Annotated in this window: 12 protein-coding genes and 1 pseudogene; 5 read left to right on the forward strand and 8 right to left on the reverse strand. The window is 37.0% G+C overall.

Annotated features, from left to right (window positions below; all coding sequences use genetic code 11):
- The first annotated feature begins 333 nt into the window (after nucleotides 1-333).
- From AR685_RS15790 to AR685_RS15805, 4 genes and pseudogenes are all read left to right on the forward strand, one after another.
- Complete coding sequence (locus AR685_RS15790) at nucleotides 334-1,362, forward strand: LacI family DNA-binding transcriptional regulator (protein WP_047442315.1); 1,029 nt, start codon at nucleotides 334-336, stop codon at nucleotides 1,360-1,362.
- A gap of 250 nt (nucleotides 1,363-1,612) precedes the next feature.
- Complete coding sequence (locus AR685_RS15795; protein ID WP_131777645.1) at nucleotides 1,613-2,140, forward strand: hypothetical protein; 528 nt, start codon at nucleotides 1,613-1,615, stop codon at nucleotides 2,138-2,140.
- 189 nt (nucleotides 2,141-2,329) lie between these two features.
- A pseudogene (locus tag AR685_RS18395) lies at nucleotides 2,330-2,839 on the forward strand (REP-associated tyrosine transposase).
- A gap of 24 nt (nucleotides 2,840-2,863) precedes the next feature.
- The gene (locus AR685_RS15805) at nucleotides 2,864-3,286 is read left to right on the forward strand and encodes a hypothetical protein (protein ID WP_059125148.1); all 423 of its coding nucleotides are present in this window, start codon (nucleotides 2,864-2,866) and stop codon (nucleotides 3,284-3,286) included.
- A 223-nt stretch (nucleotides 3,287-3,509) separates the two neighbouring features.
- Here AR685_RS15805 and AR685_RS15810 read toward each other — a convergent pair whose 3' ends face one another.
- From AR685_RS15810 to kduI, 8 genes are all read right to left on the reverse strand, one after another.
- Nucleotides 3,510-5,129 (reverse strand): UxaA family hydrolase, encoded by a 1,620-nt coding sequence (locus tag AR685_RS15810; protein WP_059125149.1) that lies wholly within the window; start codon nucleotides 5,127-5,129, stop codon nucleotides 3,510-3,512.
- 6 nt (nucleotides 5,130-5,135) lie between these two features.
- Nucleotides 5,136-6,599: a tagaturonate reductase gene (locus AR685_RS15815; RefSeq protein ID WP_059125150.1), complete on the reverse strand. Its 1,464-nt coding sequence runs from the start codon at nucleotides 6,597-6,599 to the stop codon at nucleotides 5,136-5,138.
- Between the two features lie 284 nt (nucleotides 6,600-6,883).
- Complete coding sequence (locus AR685_RS15820; protein WP_047442320.1) at nucleotides 6,884-8,413, reverse strand: MFS transporter; 1,530 nt, start codon at nucleotides 8,411-8,413, stop codon at nucleotides 6,884-6,886.
- Between the two features lie 11 nt (nucleotides 8,414-8,424).
- Nucleotides 8,425-9,084 carry a ketohydroxyglutarate aldolase gene (locus AR685_RS15825; protein ID WP_059125151.1) on the reverse strand — a complete coding sequence of 220 codons (660 nt, stop codon included), beginning with the start codon at nucleotides 9,082-9,084 and terminating at the stop codon, nucleotides 8,425-8,427.
- 256 nt (nucleotides 9,085-9,340) lie between these two features.
- Nucleotides 9,341-10,348 (reverse strand): sugar kinase, encoded by a 1,008-nt coding sequence (locus AR685_RS15835; protein WP_059125153.1) that lies wholly within the window; start codon nucleotides 10,346-10,348, stop codon nucleotides 9,341-9,343.
- Nucleotides 10,349-10,673: 325 nt separating this feature from the next.
- Entirely contained in the window at nucleotides 10,674-12,071 is a 1,398-nt protein-coding gene (gene uxaC, locus AR685_RS15840; RefSeq protein ID WP_059125154.1) for a glucuronate isomerase, read from the reverse strand.
- An 18-nt stretch (nucleotides 12,072-12,089) separates the two neighbouring features.
- Complete coding sequence (locus AR685_RS15845; RefSeq protein WP_047442324.1) at nucleotides 12,090-12,872, reverse strand: gluconate 5-dehydrogenase; 783 nt, start codon at nucleotides 12,870-12,872, stop codon at nucleotides 12,090-12,092.
- A gap of 10 nt (nucleotides 12,873-12,882) precedes the next feature.
- A complete protein-coding gene (gene kduI / locus AR685_RS15850) occupies nucleotides 12,883-13,719 on the reverse strand; it encodes a 5-dehydro-4-deoxy-D-glucuronate isomerase (protein WP_059125155.1) in 837 nt (278 codons plus the stop codon).
- Nucleotides 13,720-14,595: 876 nt separating this feature from the next.
- Between kduI and AR685_RS15855 the strand changes: the two genes are divergently transcribed.
- Nucleotides 14,596-17,604, forward strand: a complete 3,009-nt coding sequence (locus AR685_RS15855; RefSeq protein WP_059125156.1) for a SusC/RagA family TonB-linked outer membrane protein — start codon at nucleotides 14,596-14,598, stop codon at nucleotides 17,602-17,604.
- Nucleotides 17,605-17,611 lie beyond the last annotated feature (7 nt).

A 17,611-nucleotide genomic window follows, 5' to 3' on the forward strand; every position in this document is an offset into this window, starting at 1 on the left:
AAGATTCCTCTTGAATTTGCTGCCATAATAAATAAATTTTAATCGTTAATTTTCGTGAAATGTTTTTTTCTTTACTCAAAGATAAATACACCCAAAATATTTTTAAAACTTTTTAATCATTATTTCGAAAATTGTAGTAATTCTACGATTTCATGTAGTAAAACTACGATACAAAAAGACAGATCACTACAAAATCTTATTCATTACTCATAATTTTATGAATTAAATGATAAATTTAATCACTATCACATTAACATACGGTTAATTTGATTAAATTTACCTGCATTCCACAATGGAATATTGAAGGAAATTTAACGTTAGTTCAGAATACCTATGACAAAGAAAAATGCCACCATTTATGATATTTCCAGAAAGCTAAATGTAAGTGTGGCAACGGTTTCCAGAGCATTGAATGACAATCCGAGAATCAGTCAGGCAACAAAAGATTTGGTGATTAAAACTGCTAAAGAGATGAACTATAAGCAGAATAATCTTGCCAAAGCTCTGAAAAGCGGGGAAACCAAAAACGTAGGAATTATCGTTCCTTATATCAATACCAACTTTTTCTCGTCCGTTATCCGTGGAATTGAAGAGGAACTTTCTCTTCACGGCTATCACGTAATCATCTGCCAAAGTCATGAAGATGTTTTAACTGAAAAAAAGCACCTGAATACTTTACTCAATGCACAGGTAGACGGGATTTTCATGTCGGTTTCCAGAACCACAGTGGATACGGAACACATTCAGCATATTTTAAATACAACCAATACTCCCATTATATTTTTCGACAGAAAAAAAGACATCCCCGGAATCAGTACGGTAACCATTGATGACTACCGTGGTGGTTATATGGCAACACAACATCTGATTGATGAGGGCTATAAAAACATTTGTCACTTTGCCGGAGATTTGAATCTGGAAATTTATCAAAACCGTCTGAACGGATATAAACAAGCCTTAATCGATCATAAATTTCAGGTAAAAGAAGAAAATATCATCTCCACAGGAAGTTCTATTGATGCAGGAATTGAAGCGATAAAAACTTTGTGGGACAGACCATCAATTCCCGATGCAATATTTTCTGCCAGTGATTTTGCGGCGTTAGGCGCCTGTCAGGAATTAAAAAAACGAAAAATTAAAATTCCTCAGGAAGTTGCCGTAATCGGTTTCTCCAATGAGCCTTTCACTCAGTTTATGGAGCTTCCGATGAGTTCTATGGATCAAACCCCGGTGCTTATGGGAAATATGGCCGGACAGGTTTTTATAGATCACGTGAAAGATAGTTCTTCAGGTGTTTCTATTGAGAAGAAGGTAGTGCTTGCGCCACAGATTTGCGTGAGGAAGTCTTCGAAAAGAAAGTAGTTTTTCTTTTATTAATTTTCTTTTGTCTTAAAACAAAAGAAACAATCCCGAAACTTCGGGACAAGACTTGGAACTGAAAGGCTAAAAATAACTGATACTCTCTAAAAATTCTAAAACTTACGCAAGTTCAAGACGAGTACGCACGATGTCGCGGATATGCAATCTGTGACTTTTCAATTATAAAATTTTATACTTTTAAATACCTTAATAAAGATTAAATTATTAATTTAAATAAATAATCAGATAAAGTATGAAGTTTTTACTGATAATGACATTGTGCCCGATGTTCTTTTTTAGTCAGAAAAAGGATACCATAGAGAACAACCTCTTATCATTACATTATAACGCAAATAATGATCTTTTTAGGGTTGTGGTAGAAAAAACAGGTAAAGACTTTACTGGATGGGGCAAATTTAAGTCCCATGATGGTATGGAATACAGATACTATGAAAATAATAAATTGGTCTATCTGGATTTTAGAGATTTTAATGATAAGATTATAAAAAGAGTACTTTATTGTAACAATTACCGTAACTGTTTAGAGGAACTTGAATTTTATGATTACAATATAAAAATGGTTAAGAGAAGATATTTTATTTGTGTTGATGTGGATAATGAAGGCGAAATAGTTGAAAATAAATGTGGAAAATATTCTGAATATTATAGAAACAGTAAACTTAAAGTTAGTGGACAATATCAAAATAACAAAGAAATCGGCAGATGGATTTACTACGATACTAATGGCAAAATAAGTCAAGAGATTAACAGGTCAAAGTAATTTTTGAAGACAACATCTATTAGAACTACAGCAAATAACATCTGTTACAAATTAAGACACCGATGTCGCGGATATTGATGTCGCGGATTTACAATCCGTGACTTATTCAATTATAAAATTTTGTACCTTTAAATAAAAACACAGATGTCTACAAAATACAAAGCTTTAGATATTGATCAAGCTTAATTTATTACGATTACAACGGTAGGCTGGGTTGATGTATTTACAAGATTATCGCAAAAAATGGTAATCATAGATTCTTTAAAATACTGTCAAACTCAGAAAGGCCTTTCCATTTTTGCATATTGCTTAATGTCAAATCATCTTCATTTATTTTGTCGGGCAGATGGTAGATACACTGTATCTGAAATCATGAGAGATTTTAAAAAATTTACTTCAAAAAAAATAATCGAAACCATAGAGTCTGAACCTGAAAGCAGAAAGGAATGGATGCTGCAATATTTTCAAAAATCCTGTGAGCATTTAACCAGAGAGCAAAAGTTTAAAGTTTGGCAAGATGGCTATCATGCTGAAGAAATTTTTTCAAATAAATGGATTAAATAAAAGATCAATTATATTCACCAAAATCCCGTAAAACAGAAAATAGTGGCAGAACCTGAGCATTACTATTTCAGCAGTGCCAGAAATTACGCAGAATTAGACAATGCTTTAGATGTTTTTGTGGTTTTTATGGGGTGATCTGTTGTGTGTTGTCGTCACGGATTGCAAATCCGCGACATCAGGGAAGATGAACAAAAATGGGTCAAATTACTATACATTCACACAAGTAAACATTTTGCATTTATTAATCAAAATTATCATTGTCTGGACAAACAATTCTATGACTTTGCAGCTGCTTCAAATTTAGAATTTAAAAAACAGAAATCAATATATGTTGGATTGGAAAGAGAAAGAAAAAAAATAAACACCAAGTCTAAAATTTTAATTCCCACAAAACAAATAAAACAAAAAGATACATTAGAAATAATAGCATTAAATAATCAGTGCATAATAAATCAATGTTTGAATAATATTAATAATGAACATTATTATGGACCCCTTGAAAAATTTAATATTCTAAATATCGGTTTATTAAGTGAACTAGGCAAAATTTGGAAAATAAAATCAAAAATTATTGAAGAGTAGATAGAACCAAGCATAACTATTTCGGCAGTGCCAAAATTTGTCCGATGTCGCGGATTTGCAATCCGTGACTTTACACGCAATGTAACGTTATCAAAATGTTGTAGTTACTTATTGTAAGTTTAAATAAGCACGGATTGCAAATCCGCGCTATCAATAAAAAAGAAAATGCTCCCCACCGAAGCAAGAAGCATTTTCAACCCTAATATTTAATATAATTAACCCACTACAGAGAGACTCCTCGTCTCCATGGAATGAAATCATTCTGATTCAAAACGTCAGCCTTGGTTTTTACTTCGCCGCTGGCTACGTTGATGATGAGTTCCAGAAGTTCGTCTGCCGCTTCGGGAATTGTTTTTTCTCCGCTGATTACTGTACCTGCATTGAAATCAATAATATCTGACATTTTTTCTGCCAAAACCGTGTTGGAAGAAATCTTTACAACCGGTGAAATAGGATTTCCCATCGGAGTTCCAAGACCTGTGGTGAAAAGCACCACTGTTGCACCAGAACCAACTAAAGCCGTGGTACATTCGGCATCATTTCCGGGAGTACACAATAGGTTAAGACCTGGTTTTGTGGCGTATTCTGTAAAATCAAGAACTTCTACGATTGGGGCGGCTCCTCCTTTTTTAGAGGCTCCTGCAGATTTCATGGCATCGGTAATCAAACCGTCTTTGATGTTTCCGGGAGACGGATTCATATCAAATCCTGATCCTGCCGCAACCACAGAGGCTTCAAAATCTTTCATCAGTTTCAGGAATTTTACACCGTCTTCATCGTTGATGCAACGGTTGACCAACTCCTGCTCTACTCCACACAATTCAGGGAATTCGGCCAGCATGGTTGTTCCGCCGACTGCCGCCATAATATCTGAAACTTCGCCCAAAACAGGGTTGGCAGAAATTCCTGAAAAACCGTCTGAGCCGCCACATTCCAACCCAATATTCAGTTTGGTGATGGATGCAGGTTTCCTCTCTATTTCGTTGGCTTTCTTAATGCCTTCATAAGAATCTTTGATCACGCCGGTCAGCATTTCATCGATGGTACCCGATTTTTGCTGTTCGTAAACGACGATTGGTTTTTTGTTATCTGGAGCCAGTGCATGCAGTGAATCCATGAAAATCTGCACCTGAAGATTCTGACACCCTAAGCTGAGAACCGTAGCTCCGGCAACATTGGGGTTGTTGACATATCCTGCAAACAGTCTTCCCAATGCTTCAGCATCCTGACGGATTCCGCCACAACCGCCCTGGTGCGTGATGAATCTAACGTCGATATTTTTAAAGACTCTCGTATCCGGTTCTTCCTCTTCCACCGCAACATCTGCGGTTGCACCGCCGTTCAGTAAAGAACGAAGTAACAATTGGTGTTTGCTGGCTTTATCGTGAAGTAATTCTTTTTCGAAAATATCTTTCAGTGTTTCGATATTCTTGTTTTCGCAGAATACCAACGGGAAAAACAGCCAGACGTTTTCTGTTCCTACCTGTCCGTCTTCACGGTGGTAGCCCATGAACGTACGGTCTTTCCACTTGTCAACATTGGGTGGAGTCCAGCCCAAAGTATCGGTTTTGCCGACCACTTTTGCACTCTTGTGCTTTACGTTTTCGGTGGTAATCACTTCGCCCTGTCTGATCGATTGGTTGGCTTTCCCAACGATTACGCCATACATTAAAATATGGTCGCCATCCTCAAAATCTACGGCAGCGAATTTATGTTTTGCTTTAATATCTTTAAGAATCGTATAATCTGTACCGTCTAAGTGCACCGATTCTCCGGCAGGCAAATCCATCAACGCTACAATAACGTTGTCTTTGGGATTTACTTTCAGTACTTTCTTCTGCATGATTGTTTAAGAATAAAATTGAATAAAATTTTTGTAAGCAGTTTCCATTTCATTGTGGTCGATTTCGTACAATGCTTTAGCTACTGCGGCTTTCAGACCTTCTACCTGTGTAAGGTCGGTATCCCAGAACAGCTTTTCGCTTAATGCCTGTTCGGAAACTATTTCGTAATCTTCGTTTTTCCAGATTTCTCTGAATCTGTTTACGATAGCTTCTTCGTCATTCAGAGGAAGAGATTTTTCACCAAAACTTCCCTGATAGAATCTGATTAAACTTGCCATAGAGAACGTTAAGTTCAACGGAAGTTTGTTATTTCTTTCAACATAGGTTAATAAACTTGGAACGACTCTCACTTTAAATTTAGAAACAAAATATAAAGCGATGCTCGCCAAATGATGTTTGATAAAAGGATTTCTGAATCTGTCGAACACTTCTTCCGCAAATTCCTTCAGTTCAGTTTCATCTAAACCTAAAGTCTGATTGACTTCATTAAATATCGATTCACTTAAAAAAGTTCCGATAAACTGGTCATCGATCGCTTCTTTTACGATTTCTTTTCCTGCTAAAATTGCCGGAGCCAACATCAACGTATGTCCACCATTGAGGATTCTCACTTTTCTCAAACGGTAAGGCTGAATATCATCCACCACCAAAATCTGTTCGTTGATCTGATCGAAAGGAATTCTATTTTTCAAATCTTCACCTCCCTGAATTACCCATAAAAGGAATGTTTCTGACACCACCATCATCGGATCTTCATAATCCAACTGGTCTTCATACGTCGCCGCATCATCTTTCGGGTAACCCGGAACAATTCTGTCGACCAAAGTATTGTGGAAGTGATTGCTCTTTTCAATCCATTGCGCAAAACCTTCTTCTAAATTCCAAAGTTGGGCATATTTTAAAATAATTCCTTTTAAAACAATTGCATTTTCTTCGATCAGCTCGCAGGGAATAATTCTTAGACCTTTGTCTGCCGCTCCATTGAAATGCTTATATCTTTCGTGAAGCAAAACCGCTACTTTCGCTGGGAAATTTTTGTGCGGACCTTCGTAAGTATTTTCTGTTTCATCGTAGGCAATTCCTGTTTCAGTTGTATTTGAAAAAACAAATTCAAGCTCTTCTTCTTTTGCCAATTCAACGAAACTGTTGTAATCTGCATAAGGATTAATCGATTTCTGAATCGCTGAAATCACACATTTCTCATCGATGATTTCTCCTTTTTTAATTCCTCTTGAAAACAGAGTGTACAGATTCCCCTGTTCTTCAAGTTTGTGAACTGACCCGTTTGGAGTTGGCTGAATGTTGACAATTCCCGCATTGAAATCTGCTTCTTTATTTAATTTATCGATCACATAATCTGTAAATCCGCGCATGAAGTTTCCTCCCCCGAACTGTACGATTTTGATTGGTAATTTTGTATCTATACCGCTGTTTTGACGGTTTAACTGTTGTTTTGTCTGATTTTCCATTTTTCTAATTTGAATTAAATTGTGTTTTTAATTCTGCTAAATCCTTATGCGGAATGCTGTTTTCAAACGCAAAGTCCGCTAAGATTTTCTTTAATGCTTGATGTTCGCAAAGGCGTTCTACTTAGCAAAGAACTCAAAGTTTTTGTTTGGACTATGAAGAGTCTGTCTAAAATTTCATAAAAAATTAATTTACCCCGACCTTAGAGGGTGTTAATTTTGATGAAATTCTAATGGAATTTTTCCTCCCTTTAGGGTTGGGGTAAAGAAAAAGACCATTAGAATTTCTACTTACTGATTACTTTATACTTAGGAACCAACATTTTCATTACTGTCCATGCGATCAGATAAGCGACTGCACAGATGGAGAAAATAATCATGTATCCTTTGTCGATACCGTCTGAAACTACGGCTCCTGATTTTTCCAGTTGCTCAAAGAATCCATCCGGCAAACGATCGTTAACGTATTGAGGATATTTTTCCAGCAAAGGAACTCCGTCTACGGTTGACCATGCTTTGTGTGCGTGATCAAATAAAACTCCTGAAGATTTATTAATGATAAACGATCCGATTCCTCCTGCCATTCCGCCAATTCCTGTGATGGTTGCGATGGCTTTTTTCGGGAACATATCTCCTACAGTTGAGAAGATATTCGCAGACCATGCCTGGTGTGCTGCTCCTGCAACTCCGATGATTAAAACCGGAATCCAATAGGTTGCTGTTCCTAATGGTTGTGCTAATAATGCCAGCAAAGGAAAAAATGCGAAAATTAACATTGCTTTCATTCTTCCAGTGTAAGCGTTCATTCCCTTCTTTTCAACAAAATATTTTGGAAGCCATCCACCGATAATCGACAGCAAAGTAATCATGTATAAAACGAATAATGGAAGTGCACTTTCAGTTGAATCCATTCCGTAAACTGAACTTAAATAGGCCGGAGTCCAGAATAAGAAGAACCACCAAACACCGTCTGTCATGAACTTTCCGAAAGCAAAAGCCCAGGTCTGTCTGTAGCTGAAACATTCTTTAAAAGTAAATACTTTTTCAGGAACTGAAGTGTCTTCATTCGGAAGATCGTCCTGATCCTGATTGATATACGTTAGTTCGTGCTCGTTAACTCTCTTGTGTAAATGTGGCTTTTTGTAAACGAATACCCAAAGTCCCATCCATACAAATCCTAAAGCACCGATGATGATAAATGCCCATTCCCAACCCATTGATTTTGCAATAAAAGGTATGGTAAGCGGTGCTGCCAGAGCTCCAACCGTCGCTCCTGCGTTCCAGATACTTGTAGAAAATGCTCTGTCTTTTTTAGGGAAATATTCCGCTGTTGTTTTTATTGCTGCAGGGAAATTTCCTGCCTCACCAATCGCCAATACAAAACGTGCAAATATGAATAAAGTTACACTCGTGCTGATGATTGCAGAAGTGTTTGAAACTGTTCCGATCAATTCCTTAGAACCATGAAAACCAGCTGCCCAGTTTCCGGTAAGGATTCCTGAGGTTGCGATTCCACAGAATGCGTGTAAAACTGCACCCACAGACCAAACTCCGATTGCCCAAAGGAAACCTTTTTTAGTATCCATCCAGTCCACAAATTTTCCTGCGAAAAGCATTCCCACTGCATAAAATATGGAGAATAACGCGGTGATATTTCCGTAATCGTTGTTATTCCAGTGAAATTCCGGTGCGATAAAATCTTTCCACGTCAAAGATAAAACCTGACGATCCAGATAATTGATCGTTGTTGCGAGAAATAAAAGAAGACAGATCGTCCACCTATATTGTGTCGGCTTAAGAGATTTAACTGAACTCATAGTTAATGTATTTATTTTAAAGTCTGAATGATATCCAGCACTTTTTTGGTTTCAATTTCTATTGTCGCATAGTCTTTCGCAAGCATCAATTCTTTGCTTACCAGCTTGCTTCCCATTCCTACTGCAGAAACTCCGGCCTTAAACCAGCTTTCAATGCTTTCCTTCGTAGTATCAACTCCTCCGGTCGGCATAAATTTCAGATTCGGGAAAACATCTTTGATGGCACTCATAAATCCTGGTCCTAAAGCGTTCCCCGGGAATAATTTAATGAAAGTTACCCCTGCCGTTTCAGCCTCAATAATTTCAGTCGGAGTCATACAGCCCGGGCTGTACAACAGATCTTTTGGAATTAAAAATGCTGCAACTTCCGTCACAAAACCCGGACTGATAAAGAAATCCGCACCTGCTTTATAATATTCTTCAGCTTGCTGTACATTTTTAATGGTACCGATTCCAAGAAGCATTCCAGGCATTTCTGCATTACGTACTTCTATCATTTTTGTGAAATTGCTCAATGCAGCTTCTCCACGGCTGGTATATTCTACCGCACGGATTCCTGCTTTGTAAAGCGATCTCAATATCTCTAAAGTTACCGTTTCATCAGCATTGTAATACAGAGGCAAAGCTCCCTGATCAATAATGGTGTTTGTAACTAATTGAATTTTTGTCATTTTGTTTTAATTATTTTGTTGAAAATAATCTTTGATGGAGGTTTATCCATCCTTTGGTGTGCTGTCCCTTCAAGGACTTTATTAGCTTGATTTTTTTGAACACAGAGTTTACAAAGTTTTTTTTCTGCTAACTGTTTTTTAGTTTCACAAAGCCGCTTCGTTAAAAAAACAATCATTAAATTTTAAATATGATGACTTCTTTTATTTTGAAAACTTCTTGAGCCTACTAACAAAGCTAACAGCCAAAAGCAAAAAACTACCTCTTGATTCTTCCTCCTGAGTTTCCAGCCATTACTTCGAGGATATCTTCTGCGCTGCAGTAATTGATATCTCCTAAAATGGTGTGTTTGATGGCACAGGCTGCGTTGGCAAAATTTAAAGCTTTTTCGTCATCGAAGTTTAATAACCCATAAATCAGACCTGCAGCAAAAGCATCTCCCGTCCCGATTCTGTCTACAACTTGGTCTATTTCTAAAAATCTAGTTTCAAAATAATTCCCGTTAATCAAAGCTCTTCCCTGCGTTTGCTGAGAACTTGCCGTAACACCGATTCTTATTTTGTCGAAAATTTTATGGATGGATGGACACTGTTTTTTTAATTCTTCACAAGCTTCCATGAAACCTTGCTGATCTGATGAAAACTGAGTTCCCAAAATTTCATTGATCTCATTTACCCCACCGATGAAAATCGTTGAGTAAGAAACCAGTTCTTTTAAAACCTCATTTCCGTTTTTACCATATTTCCAAAGGTTGGAACGGTAAGCCGGATCAGTGGTCACTTCAATTCCCATTTCTCTGGCAGTCAACAAACCTTCTTTCAAAGTTTCGTAAGCACCTTCAGATATTCCAGGGCTGATGCCTGTCCAGTGGAAATAGTCACAACCTTCAAAAGCTTTTTTCCAGTCAACCTGCTCGGGTTTGATGTTCGCAAAAGAACCATTCAGTCTGTTGTACGCAATTCTGCTCGCACGAACAGATGCACCAACTTCAAGGAAATACAAACCTAAAGGATGTTCATTTTTATTGATGAAAGTCGTATCGATCCCAAAACTTTTGATGAAAGACAGTGCAGATTCTCCCACAAAATCATCAGAAACATTGCTGATATGCGTCACGTTGCAACCCATCGTCGCCAATGAAGAAGCTACGTTGAGCTCAGTTCCGCCGAAAAAGAATTCCATCTCGTGGCTCTGTTTCATTGTTTTGTTTCCGGGAGGTGAAAGCCTCATGATTACTTCACCGAAAGTAAGTATTTTGCTAGCCATATTTTAATAAATACTCTGTTTAATATCTGCTGTTACTTTAACGCAAAGTGCGCTAAGATTTTCTTTTTTAAACCCGATGTATATTTTTAAGTTCGCAAAGGCGTTCTACTCAGCCAAGCTCACAAAGACTTTTCAAGTTTAGAAAAATTGCAGATAGGTAAATTATTATTTTTTTAAACCATTAAGATTTATTAAGGAGTTGAGAATAGTTGAGTTTAGCTTCGCTTTAAGCAGTCTGCTTAATAAAATCTAAGATTTTATGCTTAAAAAACCTTAACTCCTTAATTATCCTTAATGGTTCAAATTTTATTATTTAATTCGAAATTTAAAAATCGAAATAATTTTTAGCATTATGATAACAGATGTCGGAGATGGTTTTCCCGATCAGTTCCATGTCGTCCGGCAATTCGCCGTTTTTCATTTCTTCTCCGAAAAGATTACACAATACTCTTCTGAAATATTCATGTCTCGGGTAAGATAAGAAACTTCTGGAATCTGTCAACATTCCTACGAAACAGCTGATCAATCCCATGTTTGAGAGGGCATTCATCTGCTTGATCATTCCGTCTTTCTGATCCAAAAACCACCATCCGGAACCGAACTGCACTTTTCCTTTGATACTGCCGTCATTAAAATTCCCGATCATAGTTGCGAAAATTTCGTTATCGGCAGGATTTAAGTTATATAGTATTGTTTTGGTCAGTTTGTCTTTTCCATCTAAAGCGTTTAACAATTTAGACAAAGTTTCAGCCTGCACGAAGTCACCGATAGAATCCCATCCTGTATCAGGACCTAAAATTCTGTGCATTCTTTCGTTGTTGTTTCTCAAAGCTCCCAAGTGGAACTGCTGAACCCATCCGAATTTGTGATATGTTTCGCCTAAGAATAATAAAATAGCAGTTTTGAACTGATTCACCTGCTTTTCAGCGATCACTTTTCCTGAAATTTTATCATTGAAGATCGCACTCACTTCAGCTTCTGTAGCTTCTTCGAAAGAAATATTGTTCAGGCCGTGGTCGCATAATCTGCATCCGTTTTCGTGGAAATATTCTACTCTTTTTAATAACGCATCGCACAAAGTCTGGTAAGAATTGATTTCAATTCCTGCCGACTCGCCCAATTTAGAAATATAATCTGCGAAGTTGTGGTTTTCAATTAAAATCGCTTTATCCGGACGGAAAGCCGTACTTACTTTAATGCTGAAATCGCTTTTCGCCAAATCCTGATGGTAATTTAAAACATCAATCGGATCTTCGGTGGTGCACAAAGATTCTACGTTCATCATTTTAAGCAAACCTCTTGTCGACTTTTCAGGAGTCTGAAGTTGTGCCGTAATGTTGTCGTAAATATCTGATGCGTTTTTTTCGTTTAATAATTCATCAATTCCGAAATAACGCTTCAGTTCTAAATGCGTCCAGTGGTACAAAGGATTTCTCAACGTGTAAGGAACCGTTTTTGCCCAAGCTTCGAATTTTTCTTTGTCTGAAGCGTCACCCGTGATGAATCTTTCATTCACGCCCATTGTACGCATTGCACGCCATTTGTAATGGTCACCTGCAATCCAAACTTTAGAAATATTTTCGAAAACCGTATCCTCAGCGATATCTTTTGGAATCAAATGATTATGATAATCAATGATCGGTTGTTTTTCCGCAAAATTGAAGTATAATTCTTCCGCGTATTTATTTTGTAATAAAAAGTTATCTGTAATAAAAGATTTCATTTCTGTAAAATTCTTGTGTTATTCATTAGCAGGTTTCCCGATGGTGGCCAAAATACCTCCATCCACATAAATAATGTGTCCGTTGATAAATTTACTTGCATCTGAAGCTAAGAAAATAGCCGTTCCTGCAAGATCTTCGGGATTTCCCCATCTTCCTTCCGGAGTTCTGCTGATGATAAAATCGTTAAACGGATGTCCGTCTACTCTGATTGGTTCTGTCTGAGTCGTTGCAAAATATCCGGGACCGATACCGTTCACCTGAATATTGTGTTTCGCCCATTCTGTTGCTAAATTTTTGGTCAGCATTTTCAGTCCGCCTTTTGCAGAAGCATACGCCACTACATTATCACGGCCAAGCTCACTCATCATAGAGCAGATATTAATGATTTTACCAGACTGTCTTTTGATCATGTGTTTCCCAACCAGTTGAGACATTATGAAAGGACCGGTAAGATCTACATCGATTACTTTTCTAAAGTCTGCAACATCCATCTCTAAAGCCGGAACACGTTTGATGATTCCCGCATTATTGACCAGAATGTCTATTTTCCCATGTGTAGCAAGCATTAATGATACTTTCTGAGCGGCTTCACGTTCATCTGTCACATCAAAAAGATATCCTGTAGCACTATATCCTTTACTGTGATAATATTCCAAGGCTTCATCTAATTTAGAGGGAGTTGTACTTGTGATTGCCAGTTCAGCACCAGCGGAGGCAAGACCTTCAGCCATTGCCATTCCTAATCCGTGAGTACCGCCGGTTACTACGGCTACTTTTCCGGATAAATCGAATAAATTCATGTAGAAAAAATTACTTTAGTTCGTTAGTTTTAACAGCATCCATGTCGCCATAATCCATATTTTCTCCTGCCATTCCCCAGATAAAGGTGTAGTTGGAAGTACCAACTCCTGAGTGAATAGACCATTCCGGAGACAAGACTGCTTCATTGTTTTTCATAAAGATATGACGGGTCTCGTTCGGCTGGCCAAGAAAATGGCTTACCGCCTGCCCTTCTTCAAGATCAAAGTAAAAATAAGCTTCCATTCTTCTGGTATGCGTGTGAGAAGGCATGGTGTTCCAAACACTTCCTTCATGCAACTCTGTCATACCCATTTGCAATTGGCAGGTTTCCAATACACTGTTGACAATCAATTTGTTAATCGTACGTCTGTTAGCGTATTTCGCTTCTCCTAGTTCTACAATTTCGGCTTCATTTTTGGTGATTTTCTTTGTAGGGAAAGTATGGTGTGCAGGAGCTGAGTTAAAATAGAATAAGGTCTGACCCTCATTTCCGTTTTCAAAAACAACATCTTTTGCCCCTTTTCCTATATATAAAGCTTCCTTATTTCCAAGCTCGAAAATCTCTCCGTCAACGGTTACCTTTCCGGCAGCGCCCACGTTGATGATTCCCAATTCTCTTCTGTCAAGAAAGTTTTCTGCCTTCAGATCATCAGTAGGTTCAAGTTTCAATGCGCTGTTTACAGGCATTACACCTCCTACGATCATTCTGTCGTACATAGAATACACTACATTGATCTGATCTTCATTAAATAAATCATTGATAAGAAACTCCCTTCTCAGGTCTTCAGTTGTATATTTTTTTACATCTTCGGGATGGTGGGCGTATCGAAATTCCGATTTTGTCATACTCTAGATTTTAAACTTAAATTACGGTTTCTAAAAACCTGTTAAACATTGCGTAATCGATTGCATTAAATTACACTTAAATTGTACAGAAATACTTGTCGATAAATATATAGATAATATGTATTCCGTTAACAAAAAATTCATCTAAATTTATATCACATTGAATTTCAATTAAATAAAATAGATATTATAAAAAAAATTAAGAAATTTTAAGAATTTTATTCGTAAGATTTTTAACGAAATTAAGTTTAAACGATGTGCAAAATAAAAATCATGCCACAAAATATGATTATGATATCACTCATATCAATAAGTAATAATAGAATGAAAAAAATTCTATTGCAATGTTAAATTATGACAATTTAATGTCAATTAGAAAACAGTCATTTTTTTTCCAAGTGAAAAACTGATAAAAATCACATAAATTTTCATAAACCTCAAGCTTGACTACATCATTTGGGAATTTTTTGATTCGAAATTACGGCAGTTTTTATACCATTTTCAGGAATTTCATCCCTCAAAAACTATATAATTTTACATTTTTTTTAATATTTAAATAAATTCAGACAAAAGAAATAAACAATTTAAAATCAACAAGTTAAATAAAATTCAATGCTTAATATTTTCTTTTTTTAAACATTTTAAAGATGTAAGTTAATGAAAAAATAATATTTTTTTCTTTGTGTATTGGAAAATAATATTAGTTTAGAAGCCACGATAATAATGTGTTGTGAAAAATTACGCAATCGATTGCACAAGAACCGCGTAAAATAAGACATAAAATCAAACAGAGTACTTAAAATCCACAAAAAACTAAGCGGAAGGTCTTCAAAACACTTTTTGGCTACACTTTAAAAACTATATAAGGATATAATAATGAATAAAAAAGTACAATCAATTAAGTGGTTATATCTATCTGTCTTTCTGCTTCCGGTACTTGGCTTGGCGCAGGAAAAAGGCAAAGAAAAAGAAACCAATATTGACGAAGTGGTTTTGGTAGGTTATACCAAGGTCTCTAAAAAAGATGTTACCAACGCTGTATCATCTGTAAAAGCTGAAGCTCTAAAAGATATGCCGGTAAACAGTGCTGCTGAAGCCATTCAGGGCAGATTAGCCGGAGTGCAGGTGCAGACCAGTGAAGGTTCACCAGGTGCAGAAGTGGATATCAAAGTGAGAGGTGGTACATCTATCACAGGAAGTAATGCCCCGCTTTATATTGTAGACGGTGTGCAAATGGATAATGCAATGTCTCTATTAACTCCGAAAGAAATTGAATCTATTGAAGTATTGAAAGATGCTTCTTCTACTTCTATCTATGGTTCCAGAGGAGCAAACGGTGTAGTTTTGATCACCACAAAAAGTGGCCGTAAAAGAGCGATGACCACCATCAATTACAACGGTTTTACCGGTGTAAGAAAAATCATGAATACATTGGATGTTCTTGATCCTTACGACTTTGTAATGTACCAATACGAGTTGTACAACAAAAACGGAGTAGATGCTGACATTTCAGCTTTCGCAACACGATATGGTACCTATAACGAACTGGCCTCTAAATACAGCAATGTTAAAAAAAGAAACTGGCAGGATGAGTTATTCGGAAGAGAAGCTTTCAACTTTACGCATAACCTTACCGTAAACGGTGGTTCTGAAAAATCGGCTTTTGCGCTGACACTTAACCATGTGGATGAAGATGGTATCATGCTCAACTCAGGATTTAAGAGAAGCATGGTCAACTTTAAATACGATTACGACATCAGCAAAAAATTAAAGATCGGATTTAATGCAAGATACAGCAGATCATTAATCAATGGGGTAGGTACATCGAGCTCAGGATCTCAGAGTAATAACAGATTAAGAAATGCTGTAAGATATCAGCCTTTCGAAGGAGGCTCTAATATTCCTGTGGATGATTTTGATCCTAACTACGCTACGAATACCAACTTGGTAAATCCGTTGATCTTAAATGAGAATGAAGTAAGAGACAACAGATCAAACGATTTGTTATTAAACGGTTACATCAACTGGAACATATCAAAAGACATTACTTTTAGAAGTGTTATCGGTTATGTACAGAGAGATATTATCACCAATCAGTTTTGGGGTACAGTAACTTCACAGGCAAGAGCCAATGCTGATATGCCAATTGTACAGTTAGACAGATCTCAGTCACGAAGAATTACCAACACCAATACCTTAAACTATACCAAAAAATTCGGTAAGCATAAATTAGATATTTTATTGGGTCAGGAAACAATTCAGACAGATGGTGAATCTAGCAATACATATGTAAAATGGTTCCCAAAATCTATTCTGCCTGAAGAAGCATTTGCAAACATTGCGGCTGCTACTCCACCCGCTGGATTAATTCAGGATGCAGCAAGAACTGCAGCATTAGCACCGGATCGTTTAGCTTCATTCTTCGGACGTTTAAACTATATCTTTGATAATAAATATATCCTTACAGCATCAGTAAGAGCTGATGGATCTAACGTTTTCATGAAAGGAAACCAGTGGGGATATTTCCCTGCAGCTTCCCTAGCTTGGAAAATTAAAGAGGAAAATTTCCTTAAAGATGTTAACTGGTTAGACGAATTAAAACTACGTGTTGGTTACGGTCTTTCTGGGAACAACAGAATTACTTCTTACCTTTGGGCAAACTTCTATAACGTAAGTGCAAACAACGGTTATGTATTCGGAACTTCAGTGACCCCAGGTGCTGCAATTTCTACGACACAGGCAAATCCTAATGTAAAATGGGAAGCTACTGTATCTAAAAATGCAGGTATTGATTTCGAATTTTTTAACAGCAGACTATATGGTAGTGTTGACGGATATATTACTGACACAAAAGATTTGTTGGTTTTAGCGAAAGTTCCTTTTCCTGGATATTCAAACCAGTTCCAAAATTCTGGTAAAACTCAAAACAAAGGTTTAGAATTTACGCTTGGAGGAGTTATCGTCAACAAAGAAGACTTCACATGGAAAACAGACATTAACCTTTCTGCCAACAGAAACAAGATTCTAAGTTTAGGAAGCGGTGTTCGTCCGGGACAAGATTCTTATCTGGTACAGTCAGGAGGTATCGGAGGATTTGACTTTATCGCTAAAGTAGGAAGCTCTGTTGGTACTTATTACGGTTATGTGACAGAAGGAAGATACGAGGTGAGCGATTTCGATTATAATGCTGCAACGCAGGTTTATACCTTAAAGGCCGGTATTCCTAGTAGCAGTGCTATAGCATTAGGAGCAAAAGCTGTTCAGCCTGGAGATCTTAAATTAAAAGATTTAAATGGCGACGGACAGATTACTGATGCAGACAGACAGGAACTGGGAAGTGCTCAGCCTAAATTTTACGGAGGTTTCAACCAAACTTTCCGTTACAAAAACTTTGATATGAGTTTATTCTTCAATTTCTCAGTAGGAAACAAAGTTTATAACGCAAATAAAATTGAGAATACTACTCAATATCTATACAGAGACAATAACATGGCCGCAGAAGTGGCAGACAGATGGAGATGGTTTGATAACAATGGTGTTAAAGTAAACGACCCTACTGCGCTAGCAGCATTGAACGCAAATACGACAATGTGGACGCCACCAACTGGACAATATATTTTACATTCTTACGGAATTGAAGACGGTTCTTTCCTAAGATTAAACAACGTAACTTTAGGATTTACATTACCAAAAGGATCTTTGGATGCTGTAGGTGTTAAAAATTTCAGATTGTATGCGACGGTAAACAACGTATTTGTAATTACAAAATACTCAGGTTATGATCCCGAAGCCAGTACAAGAAGAAATCCTTTGACCCCGGGAGTTGATTATTCTGCCTACCCTCGAAGCAGATTTTTCGTAACTGGTGTAGATATCACATTCTAAAATTTAT

The sequence above is a fragment of the Chryseobacterium sp. JAH genome (assembly GCF_001507335.1).
Taxonomy (GTDB): Bacteria; Bacteroidota; Bacteroidia; order Flavobacteriales; family Weeksellaceae; genus Chryseobacterium.